The 19585-nt window shown below is 68.3% G+C and carries 16 protein-coding genes and 1 tRNA gene; 13 read left to right on the forward strand and 4 right to left on the reverse strand.

Going from position 1 to position 19585, the window contains the following annotated elements:
- Positions 1-32 precede the first annotated feature (32 nt).
- From EZE58_RS03880 to EZE58_RS03890, 3 genes are all read left to right on the forward strand, one after another.
- Positions 33-2174: a serine/threonine-protein kinase gene (locus EZE58_RS03880; protein WP_131248071.1), complete on the forward strand. Its 2142-nt coding sequence runs from the start codon at positions 33-35 to the stop codon at positions 2172-2174.
- A gap of 330 nt (positions 2175-2504) precedes the next feature.
- Positions 2505-3365 carry a thioredoxin domain-containing protein gene (locus EZE58_RS03885; RefSeq protein WP_063248839.1) on the forward strand — a complete coding sequence of 287 codons (861 nt, stop codon included), beginning with the start codon at positions 2505-2507 and terminating at the stop codon, positions 3363-3365.
- A 340-nt stretch (positions 3366-3705) separates the two neighbouring features.
- Positions 3706-3781: transfer RNA gene (locus tag EZE58_RS03890), tRNA-Thr, on the forward strand.
- Positions 3782-3819: 38 nt separating this feature from the next.
- On the opposite strand, the gene EZE58_RS03895 is transcribed toward EZE58_RS03890, so the two are convergent.
- Complete coding sequence (locus tag EZE58_RS03895) at positions 3820-5331, reverse strand: MFS transporter (protein ID WP_063248840.1); 1512 nt, start codon at positions 5329-5331, stop codon at positions 3820-3822.
- Positions 5332-5458: 127 nt separating this feature from the next.
- Between EZE58_RS03895 and EZE58_RS03900 the strand changes: the two genes are divergently transcribed.
- The 3 genes from EZE58_RS03900 (at position 5459) to EZE58_RS03910 (ending at position 7958) form a co-directional block, all read left to right on the forward strand.
- Positions 5459-6571 carry a M4 family metallopeptidase gene (locus tag EZE58_RS03900; protein WP_063248841.1) on the forward strand — a complete coding sequence of 371 codons (1113 nt, stop codon included), beginning with the start codon at positions 5459-5461 and terminating at the stop codon, positions 6569-6571.
- The gene (locus EZE58_RS03905) at positions 6568-6954 is read left to right on the forward strand and encodes a hypothetical protein (protein ID WP_063248842.1); all 387 of its coding nucleotides are present in this window, start codon (positions 6568-6570) and stop codon (positions 6952-6954) included. The genes EZE58_RS03900 and EZE58_RS03905 overlap by 4 nt, the downstream gene beginning before the upstream one ends.
- A gap of 104 nt (positions 6955-7058) precedes the next feature.
- On the forward strand, positions 7059-7958 hold the full coding sequence (locus EZE58_RS03910; protein ID WP_063248843.1) for a tryptophan 2,3-dioxygenase family protein: 900 nt from the start codon (positions 7059-7061) through the stop codon (positions 7956-7958).
- 81 nt (positions 7959-8039) lie between these two features.
- Here EZE58_RS03910 and EZE58_RS03915 read toward each other — a convergent pair whose 3' ends face one another.
- Both EZE58_RS03915 and EZE58_RS03920 read right to left on the reverse strand, forming a co-directional pair.
- The gene (locus tag EZE58_RS03915; RefSeq protein WP_063248844.1) at positions 8040-8834 is read right to left on the reverse strand and encodes an alpha/beta hydrolase; all 795 of its coding nucleotides are present in this window, start codon (positions 8832-8834) and stop codon (positions 8040-8042) included.
- Complete coding sequence (locus EZE58_RS03920) at positions 8827-9825, reverse strand: SGNH/GDSL hydrolase family protein (protein WP_063248845.1); 999 nt, start codon at positions 9823-9825, stop codon at positions 8827-8829. Before EZE58_RS03920 ends, EZE58_RS03915 begins: the two co-directional genes overlap by 8 nt.
- A 256-nt stretch (positions 9826-10081) precedes the next feature.
- Between EZE58_RS03920 and EZE58_RS03925 the strand changes: the two genes are divergently transcribed.
- On the forward strand, positions 10082-11353 hold the full coding sequence (locus EZE58_RS03925; RefSeq protein WP_063248846.1) for an amidohydrolase: 1272 nt from the start codon (positions 10082-10084) through the stop codon (positions 11351-11353).
- A complete protein-coding gene (locus EZE58_RS03930; RefSeq protein WP_223289915.1) occupies positions 11350-13146 on the forward strand; it encodes a threonine/serine exporter family protein in 1797 nt (598 codons plus the stop codon). Before EZE58_RS03925 ends, EZE58_RS03930 begins: the two co-directional genes overlap by 4 nt.
- A 9-nt stretch (positions 13147-13155) precedes the next feature.
- Here EZE58_RS03930 and EZE58_RS03935 read toward each other — a convergent pair whose 3' ends face one another.
- The gene (locus EZE58_RS03935; protein WP_095376308.1) at positions 13156-13857 is read right to left on the reverse strand and encodes a uracil-DNA glycosylase; all 702 of its coding nucleotides are present in this window, start codon (positions 13855-13857) and stop codon (positions 13156-13158) included.
- Between the two features lie 159 nt (positions 13858-14016).
- On the opposite strand from EZE58_RS03935, the gene EZE58_RS03940 reads away from it, so the two are divergent.
- The 5 genes from EZE58_RS03940 to groL all read left to right on the forward strand — a co-directional run bounded on the left by EZE58_RS03940 (position 14017) and on the right by groL (position 19478).
- Positions 14017-15483, forward strand: a complete 1467-nt coding sequence (locus tag EZE58_RS03940) for an aldehyde dehydrogenase family protein (protein WP_095376249.1) — start codon at positions 14017-14019, stop codon at positions 15481-15483.
- 349 nt (positions 15484-15832) lie between these two features.
- Entirely contained in the window at positions 15833-16099 is a 267-nt protein-coding gene (locus EZE58_RS03945; RefSeq protein WP_009376448.1) for a DUF3263 domain-containing protein, read from the forward strand.
- Positions 16100-16101: 2 nt separating this feature from the next.
- Entirely contained in the window at positions 16102-16755 is a 654-nt protein-coding gene (locus EZE58_RS03950) for a LytR C-terminal domain-containing protein (protein ID WP_009376447.1), read from the forward strand.
- 278 nt (positions 16756-17033) lie between these two features.
- The gene (locus EZE58_RS03955) at positions 17034-17237 is read left to right on the forward strand and encodes a cold-shock protein (RefSeq protein ID WP_009376446.1); all 204 of its coding nucleotides are present in this window, start codon (positions 17034-17036) and stop codon (positions 17235-17237) included.
- Between the two features lie 603 nt (positions 17238-17840).
- Complete coding sequence (gene groL, locus EZE58_RS03960; RefSeq protein WP_095376250.1) at positions 17841-19478, forward strand: chaperonin GroEL; 1638 nt, start codon at positions 17841-17843, stop codon at positions 19476-19478.
- Positions 19479-19585 lie beyond the last annotated feature (107 nt).

Consider the following 19585-nt stretch of genomic DNA (forward strand, 5'->3'; position numbering starts at 1 on the left):
ACTCTACTCGCTCGACTACCCTTGTGACCGTGATGGTTCAGGATCTGGGAGGCTACCGCCTCATCGAGGAGCTCGGCTCGGGCGGCATGGGTGTCGTCTACCTCGGTGTCGACGGCGGCAACAATCCTGTCGCCGTCAAGGTCCTCCACCCGCACATTGCCAGCGACGAGACCGCGCGCAAGCGTCTGGCCAGGGAGGTGAGGACGCTGCGGCGGATCCGCCATCCCCGCATCGCCGAGGTGCTCGACGCCGAGCTCGACTCCGCGCAGCCCTTCATCATCACCGAGTTCGTCGACGGTCAGACGCTCTCCGACGACGTCCGGGACAACGGTCCCTTCGCCGAGGACGAGCTCGTCCATTTCGGTCATGCCCTCCTCGACGCTCTCGGTGCCGTCCATGACTCCGGGGTCATCCACCGCGACCTCAAACCGGCGAACGTCATGATCATGGACGGGGAGCCGATGGTCATCGACTTCGGCATCGCCCAGGTCGCCGACGAGGTGCGGGTGACAGCGACGGGGCTGGTCATGGGCACGCCCGGCTACCTGTCCCCGGAGATCGCCGACGGCAAGTCGTCGTCGGAGAAGACCGACTGGTGGGGCTGGGCTGCGACGATGGCGTTCGCGGCGACCGGCCGCAACCCCTACGGCGCGGGACCGCTCGAAGCGGTGCTCGGCCGAGTGGCGCTCGGCAAGTTCGACCTCGCTGATACCCCACGCAACTTCGTCCCCCTGCTCAAGGCCTGCCTCGACCCGAAGCCGGAGAGGCGCCCGAGCGGGCAGATGATCCTCGATGCGCTCGTCGACATCGAATCGGGGCGCATGCCGCAGCTCGGCTCCGGATCGGGCCCCGGGGTCCAGCGCACCGCCGTCATGCCGGCCGTCGACGAATCGCGGTCCGGGGCGCCCGGCGGCGGAGACTCGGCCGACGGCCGGGGAGCGCTGCGCGGGGGATACCCGGGACAGGATCCGCACGGGGGCGCCGCGGTCGGGGGTGCCGCCGCGCTCGGCGGTGCGATGGCCGGCGGTGCGATGGCTGCGGGGATGTCCGGCGGCGGGAATGCCGCTGCTGGCCATGCCGCTGCGGGGCCGCGAGGCGGTCAGGACATGATGCCGGGCCGGGGGTACGCTCCGACCCAGTCGCCGGGAACGACGAACTTCTCAGGTCAGCCGGGTTCCTCGGCGCCGGGACAGCAGCATCCGGGGCAGCGTCCGTTCCCGGGGGAATCGTCCCCGGGCCAGCGCTTCGCCCAGGGCCCGCCCGCCGGGCAGGCGCCGATGCGCCCGACCTCCCTCCATCCGGGGGCCGGCCAGCCGGGCTTCGACCCCCGCGGCGGGACGATGCGCCAGGCCACGGCGGGTCCCGTGCGCAATCCCAACGGCGCCATCCAGGCCGCACCGGGCTCGGCGCTCGCCGGTGCCGACCTCGGCAGCCGCGGCTACGGGCCCGGCGATGTCACGGCAGGCGGGTGGTCGGGCCAGGGCGGACATGCCGGTCGTGGTCCCGTCGGCATCGGCCCCGTCGGGCATGAGGGCGGCGGTCCAGGAATCCAGCCCGGCGAGCAGTGGGCGCCGCTGACCTACCGCTCCATCCGCACAGGCGGATGGGTCGTCTTCGCCCTCGTCGTCTTCGCGGCGGTGATCATGCCGCTCAGTCCGCTCGTCATCACCGCGTTCTCCTTCGCCTGGTCGGTGCTCGCGCGCACGGCCACCCGTCTCGACCGCAAGGTCCAGCGCTACCGCTATGAGCGTGGGGAGGACGGCGGCGGAACGCTGCGGTCGGTCGCCTCGGCGCCGGGAGCGTTGCTGGCATCCGTGCTCACCTCGGTGGCGACGTTCCTCCTACCCGCGATCGCGGGGGTCGCGATGCTCGTGCTCACCAGGCTCGACGTCGCAGGCATCGTCCCCGGCGAGCTCTCCGAGCAGTGGTCGGTGTGGGCGGCAGCGGCGGCCGGCGGCCTCGTCCTCTGGGTCGGTCCGGGGGCTGCGAGCCTGCGCTACGGGTCGCGGCTCATCGTCTCCGGGGCGACCCGCAATGGCCTGGGCAGGCTCATCGCCCTCGGCGTCATCGCCGTGCTCATCGTGCTCGCGATCATGGTCATCACCTCCGGGGCCGCGATGAACTGGTGGCCTCTGCCCGAGAGCCCGTTTGCGTGGCTGCCGGGACCTGTCTGAGAGTCTCCCCGACGTTTGCGGGACGGAGGGCATGGGCCGCGCGGAACGAGGAGCAGCCTCGGCGGGGATGATCGCACCGGAGGACCCGGCCGTGGAAGGCGGTTGAGCACTGCGCACGGGAGGGGGCCGAGCCCCGCGCATGGGAAGGGGCCGAGCCCCGCGCATGGGCGACGATTGCGATGATTGAACCTTGAATTTCACTGGGAGTCGCGTGACATGCGATTTCGGTACAGTGGGAGCGTCGGGGCGGAGCACCGCCCGACGGGTCTGATGTCGGTTCGCGCCGACCGGGACCGACCCCCAGTCGGACGATCGACAACGTGAGGAACCATGGCGAAAGACAACTCCGCGGCGGAGAAGCGGAATCGGGCACGCGAGAATGCCCGTCAGATCGCAGCAGCTCAGGCGAAGAAGGAGAAGACCGCCAAGATCATCCTCTACTCGGGGATCGGCGTGGTCGTCGTCGCGGTGGCCGTCATCGTCACCCTCCTCGTCGTCCAGTCGGCCAGGCCCGCGAACCCGCCGGCGAACTACGTCGCCGGGGGCGTCAGCCTCGCCAAGGGCGGAACCGTGGTCCAGCCGATGAACATGCCCGAGGGCGAGGAGTCGTCGCTGCCGACGCCGGCCGAGGCCGGTGTCAAGGAGAATGCCGCCACCGTCACCGTCTTCATCGACTTCCAGTGCCCCGCGTGCCGGGCGTTCGAGGAGACCAACGCGTCGACGCTGAATAAGCTCGTCGAAGAGGGCACGATCGTCCTCGAATACAAGCCGATTGCCATCCTTGACCGCTTCTCCAACGGCAACGAGTACTCGACGCGCGCCGCCAACCTCGCCGCATGCGTCGTCGACTCCCAGCCGGAGAAGGCCGGAGCGCTCTTCGAGGCGCTCTTCGCTCAGCAGCCCGAGGAGGGCACCAGCGGACGCACCGACGAGGAGCTGCTCAAGGTCGCCTCGGACGCCGGCGTCGACACGTCGAAGGCGCTCAACTCCGATCCGGAGCAGACCGTCGAGAGCTGCGTGACCGACCAGTCCTTCAAGAAGTACGTCACGAACTCCACCCAGGAGGCTCTCGATTCGGGTGTCGACGCCACCCCGTGGGTCCTCATCAACGGCAAGCAGACCGAGCAGACCGGTGACCCGCAGTCGCTGGCCATCGAGATCCTCAAGGCCACCGGCGAGGTTCAGAACTGAGGTTCTGAGCCCTCCCACCGTTTGCGGTCGAAAAACCGAGGGAAATTGGCCGATCTGGCTGATTCCCCTCGGTTTTTCGACCGCAACGGGCGATTTGGTGGTCACTGGGGCGTGGTCGGCGGGTGAATCCCGGCCCGGTCGCCTCGGCGGAGTGACCAGTCAATCCTCCGGACCTCGGGGCAGTGACCGGAGAATCCGCAGGATCACCCCGAATGAGCCCTGGCCATCATCCGCCGAAGCGGCCGAGTTGCCCGACGCTCTCAGAGCTCCGGCTTTTGTCGCCCGAGTGCCCGATGGACTACTATCGTGTAGGCATTGAGCGCGGGAGAACCGCGCCCGCGCCTCCTTAGCTCAGTTGGTAGAGCACCGCTCTTGTAAAGCGAAGGTCGTCAGTTCGAGTCTGACAGGGGGCTCCACCGAATCGGGTCCGGCAGTCTGCTGCCGGGCCCGATCGTCATCTCCGGCTCGGGTGGTCGGCCGATGACCACTCGGAGGGGGACTGTCCGGTCTGATCCTCGTCGGTGGGTCGGCTCCCTGCCTCGTTCGACCGGCCGGCGCGCCCGGCGGCCTGAGGCTCCGCCCCGGCTGGCGGGCGCTCCTGTCCCGCGTTCCGCCCCGGGAGGCCGATCCTCTTCGCCCACACGAGCACCCAGACGGCACCGGCGATCGCGAAGAGGCCGGTGAAGAGGACGCCGAACTGCAGCGAGGCGATCGCGATGACGAGGGCGATGACCGAGGGGCCCGCGAGCTTGCCGCCGTTGTTGAAGATCGCCCAGATTCCGAGGAACCGGGCCCGCCCGATGGCAGGCGAGAGGTCCGCGCCGATCGTCATGTTGACCCCCGCGCCGAGGCCGTTGCCCACGGCCATGATCCCGACCGCGACGATCATGCCCACGAGGGTGGGCATCGTCACCATCGCGATGAACCCGGCCCCGAAGATCGTCAGGCAGGCGACGAGCGTGGCGACCCGGCCCAGATGGTCCTTGATGTAGGCACCGAGGAACATGAAGACGAGTTCGAGCCCCGCCCCGAAGGCGATGAGCAGCGAGATCTGCGACTCGTGCAGTCCGATCGAGACACCCCACAGCTGGATGACGACCGGCTGTGCCGACCGCGCCACGGTGAGCGTGATGATCGAGATCCCGACGAGGATGACGGCGTTCCAGCGCACATCGAGGCGGGCTCGCCGAGGTGGTGCGGCAGTTGCAGACGCCCCCTGAGCGTGAGTGTCACCTGAGATCGGATGCTGCGCTGAGTCGGAGGCGGCTTGGGAATCGCGTGGGACCGTCGTCACGGTGGTGGCGTCGGCCGCGTCGGCTCGACCTCGGGCAGTCTCACGGTGGTCCGAATGCGCCGACGCCGTTCCCGTCGCCGCGTCTCCCGAGGTCTGACCGTAGTCGGGGATCCGTGCGATCGGCAGGGCGAGGACGAGGATCGCGAGCAGCCCGGCGACACCGGCGAAGACGAAGACCGACCATATCGGGAAGACGAGCATGAGTCCGGCACCGATGATCGGCCCGACGAGGTTGCCCACCCGCATGCTCCCGCCGAGCGCCGTCATCGCCTTGGCCAGATGGGCAGAGGGCATCACCTCGGCGACGACGGCCTGCCGGGCGAGGTTCCACACATCGGACACCGGCGCGAAGAGCATGAGTGCGATCGTGTAGACGACGATCGATCCCGCCGAGTCCCAGAGGAACGCGACCACGATCGCTGCGAGGACGACGATCGCGGTGACCGTCGCGACGACCATGGCGCGAAGATCGCCGAGGCGGTCGATGAGGATCCCCGCCGGCACCGTCGCGAGCAGTGAGACCGCGCCCATGATGCCGACGGTCGCGGCCGCGAACGCCGAACTCGCCCCGAGCGAGAGCGCACCGAGGACGAGGACGGGCAGGATCGCTCCCAGTCCCGCCGCGAAGAGCAGCGAGGGGATGAGCACCGGCCACAGGATGGGTTTGAGCACATCACCAGTCTATGGAGGGTGCCCATGGGCCGACCGAGGCGTCCGCAGGGCGGTGTGCGGGCGTCTTCTCCGACCGCTGTGACGCCGCTCCCATCGAACACTCGGGCGAAGATGAGAGCGTGGTCACATGAGAACAGCGAACACAGTGGTCCCGCCGTACCTGCTCAGCAACCTCGCCGACAACGGCGGCGAGAGGTTCCCCCGCGCCGCCGACGCCGCCCGCACGGGCCTGAGAGCCGACGCCCGAGTGCGTCAGCTGCGCGCCGAAGGCCTGCGCGCAGCACCCGACGACTCCTCGGCGACTGCCCGGACCCGCAGCGCCCAGGCCGGTGAGGCGACGGGTCCGAACCGCCAGATCCACGACGCGCAGAACAAGGAGGACCTGCCCGGCGTCCTCGTCCGCAGCGAGGGCGAGGGACCCGTCGCCGACGACGCGGTCAACGAAGCCTACGACGGCCTCGGCGCCTCGTATGCCCTCTTCGCCGAGGCCTTCGACCGGAACTCCCTCGACGGTCAGGGCGGACCCCTGCTCGCGAGCGTCCACTACGGTCAGGACTACGACAACGCCTTCTGGGACGGTCGCCTCCTCGTCTTCGGCGACGGCGACGGTGAGGTGTTCACAGGCTTCACCGGCTCCCTGTCGATCATCGGCCACGAACTCAGCCACGGCGTCATCACCCACACCGCCGACCTCGAGTACTTCGACCAGTCCGGCGCCCTCAACGAGCACTGCGCCGACGTCTTCGGGGCGCTGACCGAACAGCATTCCGCCGGGCAGAACGCCGAGGACGCGACCTGGCTCATCGGCGCCGGAATCTTCACCGAGGCGGTCACCGGCAAGGCCCTGCGCTCGATGATCGCCCCGGGCACCGCGTACGACGACGACGTCCTCGGCAAGGACCCGCAGCCGGACCACATGGACGGCTTCGTCCGCACCGAATCCGACAACGGCGGCGTCCACCTCAACTCCGGCATCCCCAACCGCGCGTTCGCGGTCGCGGCGACGACCGTCGGCGGTCCCGCGTGGGAGACCGTCGGGCAGGTCTGGTACGGCGTCCTCACCGGATCCGAGATCACGACGACGACCGACTTCGCGCAGTTCGCAGATCTCACCATCGCCGAGGCGGCCGACCAGTTCGGAGAGGGATCTGACGTCCACGACGCGGTCGTCGAAGGATGGACGACCGTCGGCGTCGTCACCGGGCCCGCAGCCCGGGGAAACCGAGGGAGCAGCTGGTGAGCACCGCAGGATCCGGTGACCGGGAGTTCGGTCACCTCCTCGTCGAGCGCAGCGGAGGGATCGGCGGATTCCTCCTCGTGTGGGATCTCGACATCGACACGAGCAAACACCGTGAGGAGCTCGGCGAACGCGTCGCCGACCTCCCGTGGCCGAGCCGAGGCGACGGGCACGCTGGAGCATCGGGTGCCGGTGGGCAGGCGGCGGCAACCGGCGCCGCTCCGGGCGGGTCGGTGTCTTCGGCCGATCGCTACGTCTACCTCATCGAGAGCCGCTTCGGGCACGCCCGGTTCGGGGAGAAGGAGCTCACGGGGGAGTGGAAGGAGCTCGTCGACCACGTCCGCGACGTCGCCGAACCCGAACGCCGCCGCCCCGGCGCCGACTGAGCCGACCGTACCGGCTGGGGTGGAGGCTCAGACCGAGCGCCCGCCTCGGCGGCGATCGACCGCCTCGGCGAGGGGGTGGGCACCGGCCATGACATCCTTGTCCCATGACTCATGACACGTCGACAGCCGAGAAGAACGAGCGCGCCCTCGAAGACGAGATCCACACCGACCTGCGGGAGCAGATGACCTACGGGTCGTACCTCGACCTCGATCGGCTCCTCACCTCGCAGCATCCGGTGAGCGATCCCGAGCACCATGACGAGCTGCTCTTCATCATCCAGCACCAGACGACCGAGCTGTGGTTCAAGCTCGTCATCCACGAACTCCTCGACGCCCGCCGCCTCATCGCCGCCGATCAGCTGCAGCTCGCGCTCAAGCGCATCGCCCGCGTCAAGCACATCCAGAAGACCCTCACCGAACAGTGGTCGGTGCTCGCGACGCTCACCCCGAGCGAGTACGTCGGCTTCCGCGACGAACTCGGTCAGTCCTCCGGCTTCCAGTCCTGGCAGTATCGGGCCGTCGAGTTCCTCCTCGGCAACAAGAACAAGGGCATGCTCGCCGTCTTCGACGCCGAACCCGAAGCACAGGCGCAGCTGCGGCGCTACCTCGAGGAGCCGAGCGTCTACGACGAGTTCCTCCGGTTCCTCTCCCGCCGCGGTCTGCCCGTCCCGCAGCGCATCCTCGACCGCGACGTCTCCGTCTCGCACACCTTTGATGAGGAGCTGCTCGAGACCTTCCGCATCATCTACGAGAACCCCGAGGAGTACTGGCTCGAGTACGAGAGCTGTGAGGAGCTCGTCGACCTCGAGGAGAACTTCCAGTTCTGGCGCTACCGCCACATGCGCACGGTCCTGCGGATCATCGGCATGAAGCGCGGCACCGGCGGCTCGAGCGGCGTCGGATTCCTCCAGAAGGCCCTCGACCTCACGTTCTTCCCTGAGCTCTTCGATATCCGCACCGGCATCGAGAACGGCCCCGGGACGCGGACGGCCCCGAAGCACTGAGCACCCGTCCGGGCGCTCGGCAACCCGGTGCAGGGTTGCTCAGCGCCCGGAGGGTTGCTGGGATCGTCCGGCGGCGTGTGCTCAGCGGTCGGCGAAGAGGAGCTCGACGACCTGCGGGAAGTACGGCGAGGACGGCTCGACGAGGTCCATGTGATCGGCGCCGGGCAGAACAGTCAGCTGTGCCGGGAAGTTCTGCGAGAACGACACGTCGACGATCCCGTCGGCGTCGCCGTGGATGATGTGGGCATCGGCGCGCTCGGGGATGAGCACCGCCCGCGACCGCGGGTCCTCCCACAGGTACGCGGCGAGGTCCTCCTGCGGAGGCGCGCCCATGTAGTCGAGCACGGCACCGTCGGCGAGTCCGTCATTGACCTCCCGGAGCAGATCCGAGATCGGAGCGAGCGGACGCAGCCGGAAGTCAGGACCGTCCGCATCGAGGTGGCTCGCCCATGCGAGCACGAGGCACCCTCCCGCGGAATGCCCCGCGACGACGGGCCGGTCCCGCGCCTCGGCGGCCACACCCCACGCCTCGAGCGAATCGAGGGCGAAGCTGATCGCCGCGGTGACGTCGTCGAGGCAGCGCGGCTGCCCGCCGATGCGTCCGTACTCGACGAGGACGCAGAGCACCCCGGTCTCGGCGAGCGCCTGGGCGAGCGGCCTGGCGTGGACGAAGTCGATGCTCGGGCGGAAGTATCCGCCGTGGACGAAGACCACCACCGCCGAGGCGGTCGCCGGGTCCCCGTGGACCTCGACGAACTGGTCGGGATCGTCCCCGTAGGGGTGGCGGACGATGTTCGGCTCAGCACCGAGCCGCTGCCCGAGCGCGTCGAGTGCCTCGCTGCGCGCATCCTCGGTCGATCCGTGTGTCTCACTCATCTTCGTCCTCCTTGACGATTCGCCTGCCGTCGACTGCCAACCGGCCGTCGTCGCTGATCAGCTGTGCGGTCTCGACGTCGACCCCTGTCCGTTCGCCGGCGGCCTCGGCGGACCCGGAGCCCTCGCCGTCAGAGGGGTCCCCGCCGGAGAACCCGGGCTCGTGAGCGGCGGCGGTGACGTCGACCTCGTCGTCGACCGCGATCTTCCGCACCGGGGAGAGGTCGGGGACCTTGGGGCTGAGCAGGTCGCCGGAGGACTGGCCGCGCAGCCGCCTGCCCACCCACGGCGCGAGATGCTCGCGCGCCCACTTCGACTCCTCGACGACGACGTCGCGGATCGCCCGGGTCGTGCGCGGCGGCATCCCGAAGCCCGTCGTCGGCAGCGAATGACCGGATTCGAGGGTCGCGAGCGCCTGCCGGGCGACGAGGTCGTGGCCGTCAGGGGAGAGGTGGATCTTGTCCTCGGCCCACATGTCCTCGGCGTAGAGGGGGCGCAGACCCCAGACGTCGACCATGTGGCAACCGTGGCGCTGCGCGATCGTCCACAGGTGCGCGTTGTAGACGCCGACGCGCGGACGCACCGCGCGCAGCAGCGGCGACATCGTCTCCGTGTCGAAGCCGTTGGCCATGACGACCTCGATGCCCTCGTCGCGCATCGCGATGACGGCGCGCTCGAACTGGTTCGCCAGCCCGTCGATGTCGGTGCGCGGGCGCAGGCAGTCGTTGCCGCCGGCACAGAAGCTCACGAGGTCCGGTTTGAGGTCGAGGACCTTCGGCACCTGCTCGTCGATGACACCCTGGAGGAGGCGGCCGCGGATCGCGAAGTTCGCGTAGAGGAGCTCGGGTCCACCGGCCGGAGAGTCGACAAGGAGTTCGGCCAGCCGGTCGGTCCACCCCCGGAATCGGTCGGGGGTGCCGTCGGGGTCGGGGTCCATGAGGCCCTCGCTGAAGGAGTCGCCGATCGCGACGTAGGAAGTGATGGTTTCGAGCATCCTCAGCTCCTTCTGATCGTTCGTCCGCTCTCTCCAACCTATACCCACAGTCCCCATGCCGCTCCCATGCCCGACCGCCTGATCTGTGCATGCGCGCCACACCCGCTGAGTCGTCGGCGGGAGATGCCCCAGAGGTGCCTCGACCGCGTGGTGAGAGCCTTGAACGGGCACCCCCGTGGCGTAGACTCGACACCGCGGCACAGCAGCCGCGCACCTTGAGCGAAGAGCACCCGGCACACGCATCTGAAGGAGCACGATGTATCGATCGGTCCCCGTCCCCGCACGCCACGACGTCGCCATTGTCAATGCGAGGATCCTGCCGATCGCCGATGCGCAGGGTGAGCGTGCCGAACCCATCGAGTCGGGCACGATCGTCCTCGCCGACGGCCGCATCGCCGCCGTCGGCGGACCGGAGACCGAGGTGCCCGAGGGCACCGAGGTCATCGACGCCGCGGGCCGCTGGGTGGTCCCCGGCTTCATCGAAGCCCACGGCCACCTCGGCGTGCATGAGGACGGAGAAGGCTGGTCGGGCGACGACACGAACGAGATGACCGACCCCAACGGGGCGGGCCTGCGCGCCCTCGACGGGATCGACCCGGCCGAGCTGGGATTCAAGGATGCCCTGCGCGGAGGCGTCACCTCGGCGCTCATCAAACCCGGATCGGGCAACCCCATCGGCGGGCGCACCGCCTTCGTCAAGACCTGGGGCCGGGTCGTCGACGAGATGCTCGTGACGCAGGACCTCTCGGTCAAGTCCGCGCTCGGGGAGAACCCGAAGCGGGTCTACGGGGACAAGAAGGTCACGCCTTCGACCCGGATGGGCACCGCGAAGATCATCCGCGACGCCTTCGTCGAGGCACAGAACTACCGGGCCAAGCGCGACCACGCCGAGGCTGAGGGCACCCCCTTCGAACGCGACCTCGTCAAGGAGACGCTCGCCGAGGTGCTCGACGGGACCCTCGCATGGGACCAGCACTGCCACCGGGCCGACGACATCGCCACCGCGATCCGGCTGTCCGAGGAGTTCGGGTACCGGCTGGTCATCAACCACGGCACCGAAGGCCACAAGATCGCCGACTTCATCGCCGAGAAGGGCATCGACGTCATCCTCGGCCCCCTGATGACGAGCCGGTCGAAGGTCGAACTCCGTGACCGGACCCTTGCCACCGCCGCAGCGCTCGCCGAGGCGGGGGTGCGGATCGCGCTGACCACCGACCATCCGGTCATCCCCATCAACTTCCTCATCCACGAGGCCTCGCTCGCCGTCAAGGAGGGCCTCGATCCCGTCGTCGCGCTCGAGGCGCTGACGATCAATCCGGCGGCGATCTTCGGCCTCGACGACCGGCTCGGCTCGCTCGCCCCCGGCAAGGACGCCGACCTCGCGATCTGGTCCGGCGATCCGCTCGACCTCGACTCCCGCGCCGAGGAGGTCTTCGTCGACGGACGCCTGGTCTACTCCTTCGACCAGGAGACCGGCACCGCCGAGGTGGCCGACCCGTACGGTCCGACTCTCATCAGCGAGCCGTGACCCAGAGGCCCCCAGACGACGCCGTGACCGGAGCCGGGATCGACTCCGACGAGGCGACCACCGCCGACATCCCCCTCGACGGTGCGGTGACCGAGGATGCGACGACCGCTGACATCCCCGTCGACCGGGCCCCCGCCGAGGTGGTCCGCGACCAGGATGCTGAGACCGGTCCCGTGCGGGGCCGGGAGAGGTCCGAGGCCGGGTCGCAGGCCCTGCGCGAACTGCTCGAACGCACCCGAGCGCAGCGCCTGGCCGAACTCCAGTCCCAGCCCCAGCGCACCGGCAACGGCAGAGCCCGGACGCAGAAGCAGGCCAAGCCGCGCACCGACCACCTCGGCGCCTCCCAGCGGGTCGCCCAGCGCGTGGCCCGCCGCACCGTCGGCAGGCTCGTCACCGGCACCTCGGTGAACACCCAGCCGGTGCCGATCATCACCGTCCTCAAGGGCACCCCGTACCAGGCGCCCGTGCAGGCGAGCGAACCGAGCGAGGACGAGGCGCGGATGATCCTCGACCTCGCCGCCGATATCGCCGCGATCATGATGCGCGCGGGTGCGGGCACGAACGACATCGAGGTCTCCGTCATCGCCGCGTGCACGGCGTGCGGACTCTCCACCGCCGAGGTCGACCTCACCTCGAGCACGCTCGTCGTCCACTACTCGACCTCGGACGGGCGGCTGATGACGGTGATGCGCGTCAACCGCGGGGAGTCGACCCACTACGCGAAGCTCGCCTCCGTCCACAAGCTCGTCTCCGACCTCGTCGACGGCCGCATCGGGTTCATGGACGCCCGGAGCCGTCTCGATGCGATCCGCTCGCAGCGTCGGCCCTTCAAAGAGTGGTTCGTCACCGGTGCGTGGGGGCTCATGGTCGGCTCCCTCGTCCTCCTCCTCGGCGGCGGTCCGATCGCGATCGTCCTCGGCATCGCGATGGCCGTGTTCATCTTCCAGCTCGGCAAGCTCATCGGCCGCACGAGCCTGCCGTCGTTCTTCATCACCGCGCTCCAGGCGGCGATCGGCACTCTCGTGGCGATGGCGGCGGGCAACTTCGGGCTCATCGACTCCCCGCAGTACCTCGTCGCCGCGGCCATCGTCCTTCTGCTGCCCACGCAGTCGCTCTACTCCTCCGTCCAGGATGCGCTGACGAACTTCCCGCTCACCGCAGCCGGGCGGCTCGTCGGGGTGTTCCTCTCCTTCGCGGGCATCGTCTCCGGACTGGCATTCGGCGTCGCGTGCGGGCAGGCGCTCGGCATGGATCCCATCGAGATCCTCGTGCCCCGCTCCGGTGTCCACGTCGTTGCGATGATCGTCTCGCTCGGTGCGGCAGCGGTCGTCGCGATGGCCGGTGCCGTGGGCATGCAGGCCTCGAGGCGGTTCATCCTCCCCGCCGCGGTCGTCGGCCTCGCCTCATTCATCACGATGATGTCGCTGTCCCTGCTCGGGATGGACAACGTGCTCGCGAGCCTTCTCTCGGCCACCGTCGCAGGCTTCCTCGCCCGGCCCCTGGCACTGCGGCTGGGAGCACCGGCGATCGTGCTGACGATCCCTGCGATCTACACCCTGCTCCAGGGACTCTCGATCTTCACCGCGGTCTACCGGATCGTCGCGGAGACGGAGACGACGACCTTCGCCGAGGGCCTCTCTGCGCTCTTCACCGCGATCCTCGCCAATGCCGCACTCGCCGTCGGCGCGGTCCTCGGCAGCTACCTCGCCCGCCCGCTCAAGGGCCGCAAGGCGGAATCCGTCGCCGATTCCGTGCGCTCAGGGGAGGCACCGCCGAAGGACGTGCAGGGCTGAGGTCTGCGTTCACTCCTGGGCGGGCAGCTGCCAGTCGATCGGGGCGATGCCCTTCTGCGCGAGCAGCTCGTTCGTCCGTGAGAACGGCCGCGAGCCGAAGAAGCCCCGCGACGCGGACAGCGGGGAGGGGTGCGCGGATTCGATGATGGCCACCTCGGCGGGGCCGGAGGTGAGCAGCGGGGCGAGGTTCCGCGCATCCCGACCCCAGAGGATCGCGACGAGGGGACGGTCACGGCTGATCAGCGCCCGGATGGCCCGCTCGGTGATCGCCTCCCAGCCCTTGCCGCGGTGGGAGGCCGGGGAGCCGGGGCTGACGGTGAGGACGCGGTTGAGGAGCATGACTCCCTGCCGGGACCACGCGCGCAGGTCGCCGTGGGCGGCGGGAGGGATCCCGAGGTCGTCGGCGAGCTCCTTGTAGATGTTCGTCAGGGACCGCGGCAGCGGCCTGACCTCGGGGTCGACGGCGAAGGAGAGGCCGATCGGATGACCCGGGGTCGGGTAGGGGTCCTGGCCGACGATGAGGACCCTGACCTCGGACAGGGGCTCGGCGAAGGCGCGGAAGACCGCCTCGCCCGCCGGCAGGTAGGAGCGTCCGGCGGCGTTCTCCGCTCGGAGGAAGTCGCCCATGAGGTGGATGTCGGCTTCGGAGTCGGCGAGCGCCTCGGCCCAGTCGGGGGACATGATCGTGCTCAGCTGCGCATTCGAGGTCATGCCGGTGATTCTATCGAGCACGTGTCGGCCGCCGTGTGCTCCGAGCGCAGACGAGGTGTGCATGATCGCCCAGCCCTCCGGCGTTCAGATCGGCAGGGGCCAGGGGCTATGCTCGGGAGAACGAGTTCATCGGAGAACCTGGAAGGTGAGAGCACCCCAATGACGGAATTTCCCGACGCCACACCCTGGAAGATGTACATCGGCGGAGAATGGGTCGACGCCCTCGACGGAGAGACTCATGACGTCATCACCCCGATCGACCGCAACGTCGTCATCGCCACGGTGCCCGAGGGCAAGGAGGCCGACGCGGACCGGGCGGTCAAGGCCGCTCGCGCCGCCTTCCCCGAATGGGCAGGACTGCCGTTCAAGGAGCGGCAGAAGCTGCTCATCAAGTGCGCCGACGCGCTCGAAGCCGGTTCGGAGGAGCTCGCAGAGCTCACCGCGCTCGACACCGGCAACGCGATCCGCACGCAGGCGAGGCCCGAGACCGTCATCCTCGCCGATCTCTTCCGCTACATGGGCGGCGTCGCCGGTGAGGTCAAGGGCACGACCCTGCCGGCCGGAGACAGGCAGCTCCAGTACACGAAGCGGGTGCCGCTGGGCGTCGTCGCCGGCATCCTCCCGTGGAACTCGCCGCTGATGATCGCGGCGTTCAAGACCCCTGCCGCGCTCGCCGCCGGCAACACGATCGTCCTCAAGTCGGCCGAGGACGCTCCGCTGACGATCCTCAAGATGGCCGAGCTCCTCGACAGGATCCTTCCGCCGGGCGTCCTCAACGTCGTCACCGGCAAGGGCTCGGTCATCGGCGAGGCCCTCAACGTCCATCCCGATGTCGACAAGCTCTCGTTCACCGGGTCGACGAACGTCGGTCGGCACGTCGCCGAGGTGGCCGGCAGGCGTCTGGCGCACTCGTCGATGGAGCTCGGGGGCAAGAGCCCGAACATCATCTTCCCCGACTCCGACGATGAGGACACGGTCGAGCAGGTCCTCCTCTCGACGCGCTTCGCCCGCCAGGGGCAGTCGTGCACGATGGGCTCGCGCCTCTTCCTCCATGAGGACATCTACGACTCGTTCCTCGCCAAGCTCGTCGCCGCGGTGAAGAAGATGAAGGTCGGCGATCCGCGTGACGAGGAGACGGACATCGGCGCGATCATCAACGAGAAGCAGTACGACCAGGTCGCTGACTACATCGAGATGGGCAAGTCGATGGACGGCGTCGAGATCGCCTACGACGGCCACGGTGAGCTCAATGTCGGCGAACCCGGCTTCTACCATGCTCCGGTGATCTTCTCGAAGGCCCAGAACGACTGGCAGACGAGCCAGGAGGAGATCTTCGGTCCCGTCCTCTCGGTCATCCCCTGGAAGACCGTCGACGAGGTCATCGGCATGGCGAACACGAACGAGTACGGACTCGCCGCCTACGTGTTCACGAAGGATCTCGACTCGGCGCTGACGATGGCCGACCGGATCGAGTCCGGGTGGATCCAGGTCAACCAGGGCGGCGGTCAGCTGGCAGGACAGGCCTACGGCGGCATGAAGAACTCGGGCTTCGGACGTGAGGCCTCACTCGAGGGCATGCTCGAGGGCTTCACCCAGATCAAACAGGTCAACATCCGCATCCGCTGAGGGAGGAGCCGCAGCGCACCCGCTGCGGGTCGACGGTCTCCCGACTGGGGGCAGGGGCATCGGCCTCTGCCCCCGGTCGTGCACAGCCCCGCTATGCGCGGGTCGTGCTCTGCCCCGCTCGGACCGTGCAGGATCCATAGGCCGGGACCGACTGTGACTTCCGCAACGGTGACAGTCACGCCCGGCGGGACCCGGCGGTCGCCTCGGCGAGGGGGAATCCCCGGTGCAGAGCCGAGTCCGCCGCCCCTGCGGGTCTCGGAGGGGCGAGCTGGCGCGGCGGGAATGACAGCCGTGTCATTCTGGCGATAGCATAAGCTTCAGAGTACACACCCGAAGGAGCACACCGTCTATGCCGCAGAACGAGGGCACCCCTGAACTGAGTGAGCTCGAGGTGTCCGTTCTGGAATTCGAGCGGCGCTGGTGGAAGTACGGCGGTGCGAAGGACCACGCGATCCGCGAGCGCTTCGACATGTCGGCGACGAGCTACTTCCAGATACTCAACTCCCTGCTCGACAATCCGGCGGCCCTCGCGAGCGATCCGATGCTCGTCAAGCGGCTGCGCCGGATCCGCACGACGCGACAGAGCGAACGTGCGCAGGCCCGCGTCTCGAGGTAGCCATGACTGACGAATTCGACTCCATCGAGCCAGGCCGCCGCAGTGGAGCCCATCGGCAGGACTCCGCGGCCTCGTCGAACCTCGGGGCGATCACGCTGGTCATCGTCCTCGCGCTCGTCGCGGTCCTCCTCGTCGTCGCGGCGATCAACATCATCACCTCCTCCATGCGCGACCCCGAGACGACCGTCGGCGAACCCGCCCCGGAGACCTCGGCGCCGGCGACGCCGAGCCCCTCGGAGAGCGAAGTCAGCGTCGTCGACTCCTCGCTCACGGTCGACGTGCTCAATGGCTCGGGAGTCTCCGGCGTCGCGAAGAGGTTCTCCGACGCGGTCGAGGAGAAGGGCTGGACCATCGGCAAGGTCGGCAACTACTCGACTGCCCGCAGCGACTCGGTCGTCTACTACAAGGACAAGGGTTCGGCCGCGCAGGCGAAGCTCGTCGCCGACGCCCTCGGCATCGAGGCCACGGAGCAGTCGGACGACTTCACCGCCGACCTCACCGTCGTCGTGTGCTCGGACATCGCCCAGCGCGGACCGTCGTCGAGCGGCACGGATTCGGGTTCGGGAAGTGCTGAATCCGAAGGGACCGGCTCGGGCGCCGGCAGTGCTGGATCCGAAGGCGGACAGTCTGAGGGCACCGGCCTCGGTGAGGGCTGAGAGTTCACGCGAATTCACAGGATGAATGCCGGCTGAAATCAAATGTAACGAATTGATAACAGTGTTGAGCGAACCTCTGGCCCGCCCGGCCCTGGGGTAGAGTTTTACCAGCTAGGCAAGCACTGCACCTTGTGTTCTGATCGTGCTTCACCGAGATCAATCTCCAGAGGTCAATGAGAGAAATCGCGGGGTCTGTTGAGGTTTACTAGCGTTCGGATTCCGGCACTGCGTTGTGTCGGAAGCGGATTTCAAATGACACTGCATTCTATGGAGAAGTAATGGCACAAGGCACCGTCAAGTGGTTCAACGCCGAAAAGGGCTACGGATTCATCACCCTCGAAGGCGACGGCCAGGACGTGTTCGTCCACTGGAGCGCGATCCAGATGGACGGCTACCGCTCCCTCGAAGAGGGCCAGCAGGTTGAGTTCGAGGTCGGAGAAGGTCAGAAGGGTCCCCAGGCGGAATCCGTCACCCTCCTCTGAGTCTGATGTCGCCGGCGTGAAGCCGTGCGCGACCGTGCCCCGCGATCTCCGCAGATCGCGGGGCCGCGGTTTTCGCTGCCGGCGTCATCGGTCCGCTGCGATGGCCGTCTGACGGTCGGCTCTGCGGACATCGAGCCACGAGGCGCCGAGTCGATGACGACTCGGCGCCTCTGCATTTTGCGCGGGGCTCACCCCGCGGTGTCGCGGCGACGCCGGTCGGTTGGGGGCTGTCCTCCGGTCGCGCGCGGTCGGTCGGTGGGGCACTGCTGGCGGACGTTCACCGCGCCCCCTGGTGGTGCGACTCGTCCGTCGCCTGCGGTCGCCGCCCCGGACTCGCGTGTTCGCGTCGACCTGCCGTCGGTCGCTTCTCGTCATCGTTTCTCAGAGACTCCCCGGAATTCCTGGCTCCGCGAGGATTTCGTTTGCACTCTCCCCCTGAGAGTGCTAAATCTAGTGGTGGTGAAAACCACGGGATCGCATCAGTCGTCTCGAGAGCGTGGTCCCCGTGTGGAATGGAACATGCGGACACACTCTCTGCCGTCGCGGGCGCTGACGACTGCTCTGGGATCCCAGTCCACTCCATCAGGGAGGATCTAAGCCACTATGGCAAAGATGATTGCATTCGACGAAGAAGCTCGTCGGGGACTCGAAGCCGGTCTCAACCAGCTTGCGGACGCGGTCAAGGTGACGCTTGGACCGCGCGGCCGCAACGTCGTGCTCGAAAAGCAGTGGGGCGCACCCACGATCACCAACGACGGCGTGTCCATCGCCAAGGAGATCGAGCTCGAGGATCCCTACGAGAAGATCGGTGCCGAACTCGTCAAGGAAGTCGCCAAGAAGACTGACGACGTCGCCGGCGACGGCACCACCACCGCCACCGTGCTCGCTCAGGCGCTCGTCCGCGAGGGTCTGCGCAACGTCGCGGCCGGTGCTGACCCGCTCAGCCTCAAGCGCGGAATCGAGAAGGCTGTCGCCGCAGTGACCGAGGTCCTGCTCGACAACGCCATCGAGATCGAGACGAAGGAGCAGATCGCTGCCACCGCCGGAATCTCCGCCGGTGACTCTGCGATCGGTGAGCTCATCGCCGAGGCGATCGACAAGGTCGGCAAGGAAGGCGTCGTCACCGTCGAGGAGTCCAACACCTTCGGACTCGAGCTCGAACTGACCGAGGGCATGCGCTTCGACAAGGGCTACATCTCCGGTTACTTCGTCACCGACACCGACCGCCAGGAAGCCGTCCTCGAGGATCCCTACATCCTCATCGTCAACTCGAAGATCTCGAACGTCAAGGATCTGCTGCCCGTCCTCGAGAAGGTCCAGCAGACCAACAAGCCGCTCCTGATCATCGCCGAGGACGTCGAGGGCGAAGCACTCGCCGTCCTCGTGCTCAACAAGATCCGCGGCACCTTCAAGTCCGTGGCCGTCAAGGCTCCGGGCTTCGGTGACCGTCGCAAGGCCCAGCTCGCCGACATCGCCATCCTCACCGGTGGCCAGGTCGTGTCCGAGGAAGTCGGGCTCAAGCTCGACAACGTCACCCTCGACCTGCTCGGCACCGCCCGCAAGGTCGTCGTCACGAAGGACGAGACGACGATCATCGAAGGTGCTGGAGACGCCGACGAGATCGCCGGTCGCGTGGCCCAGATCCGCGCCGAGATCGAGAACTCGGACTCCGACTACGACCGTGAGAAGCTGCAGGAGCGCCTGGCCAAGCTGGCCGGCGGTGTTGCCGTCATCAAGGCCGGAGCCGCGACCGAGGTCGAGCTCAAGGAGACGAAGCACCGCATCGAAGACGCCGTGCGCAACGCCAAGGCCGCTGTGGAAGAGGGAATCGTCGCCGGCGGCGGCGTCGCCCTCATCCAGGCCGGCAAGGCCGCCTTCGACGACCTCTCGCTCACCGGCGACGAGGCCACGGGTGCCAACATCGTCAAGGTCGGCATCGAGGCTCCGCTCAAGCAGATCGCCACGAACGCCGGTCTCGAAGCCGGTGTCGTCGCCGACAAGGTCGCGAACCTCGAGCCGGGCTGGGGCCTCAACGCCGCCACCGGTGAGTACGAGGACCTGCTCGCCGCAGGCATCAACGACCCGGTCAAGGTGACCCGTTCGGCTCTGCAGAACGCCGCGTCGATCGCCGGTCTGTTCCTCACCACCGAGTCGGTCGTCGCCGACAAGCCCGAGAAGGCCGCACCGGGTGCTGACGCAGCCGCTGCCGGTATGGACGGAATGGGCGGCATGGGCTTCTGATCAGCCCAGCGCTCGACGAGCCGTGCCGGTGTCCGCAGGGACGCCGGCACGGCTCTTCTCGTTGTCACCGCGACGCTGTCTCCGCGAGGCGGTCTCACGGGCCCTCG

This window comes from Brevibacterium sp. LS14, from assembly GCF_012027885.1.
GTDB classification, from domain to species: Bacteria; Actinomycetota; Actinomycetes; order Actinomycetales; family Brevibacteriaceae; genus Brevibacterium; species Brevibacterium casei.

Excerpts from the sequence above, each read along its gene's own strand:
- EZE58_RS03910 (WP_063248843.1), top strand. The coding sequence starts at position 7,059 with ATGACTCATGACACGTCGACAGCCGAGAAGAACGAGCGCGCCCTCGAA.
- EZE58_RS03920 (WP_063248845.1), bottom strand. The coding sequence starts at position 9,825 with ATGCTCGAAACCATCACTTCCTACGTCGCGATCGGCGACTCCTTCAGC.
- EZE58_RS03950 (WP_009376447.1), top strand. The coding sequence starts at position 16,102 with ATGACTGACGAATTCGACTCCATCGAGCCAGGCCGCCGCAGTGGAGCC.
- EZE58_RS03955 (WP_009376446.1), top strand. The coding sequence starts at position 17,034 with ATGGCACAAGGCACCGTCAAGTGGTTCAACGCCGAAAAGGGCTACGGA.
- EZE58_RS03900 (WP_063248841.1), top strand. The coding sequence starts at position 5,459 with ATGAGAACAGCGAACACAGTGGTCCCGCCGTACCTGCTCAGCAACCTC.
- EZE58_RS03935 (WP_095376308.1), bottom strand. The coding sequence starts at position 13,857 with ATGACCTCGAATGCGCAGCTGAGCACGATCATGTCCCCCGACTGGGCC.
- EZE58_RS03940 (WP_095376249.1), top strand. The coding sequence starts at position 14,017 with ATGACGGAATTTCCCGACGCCACACCCTGGAAGATGTACATCGGCGGA.
- EZE58_RS03880 (WP_131248071.1), top strand. The coding sequence starts at position 33 with ATGGTTCAGGATCTGGGAGGCTACCGCCTCATCGAGGAGCTCGGCTCG.
- groL (WP_095376250.1), top strand. The coding sequence starts at position 17,841 with ATGGCAAAGATGATTGCATTCGACGAAGAAGCTCGTCGGGGACTCGAA.
- EZE58_RS03925 (WP_063248846.1), top strand. The coding sequence starts at position 10,082 with ATGTATCGATCGGTCCCCGTCCCCGCACGCCACGACGTCGCCATTGTC.
- EZE58_RS03885 (WP_063248839.1), top strand. The coding sequence starts at position 2,505 with ATGGCGAAAGACAACTCCGCGGCGGAGAAGCGGAATCGGGCACGCGAG.
- EZE58_RS03945 (WP_009376448.1), top strand. The coding sequence starts at position 15,833 with ATGCCGCAGAACGAGGGCACCCCTGAACTGAGTGAGCTCGAGGTGTCC.
- EZE58_RS03915 (WP_063248844.1), bottom strand. The coding sequence starts at position 8,834 with ATGAGTGAGACACACGGATCGACCGAGGATGCGCGCAGCGAGGCACTC.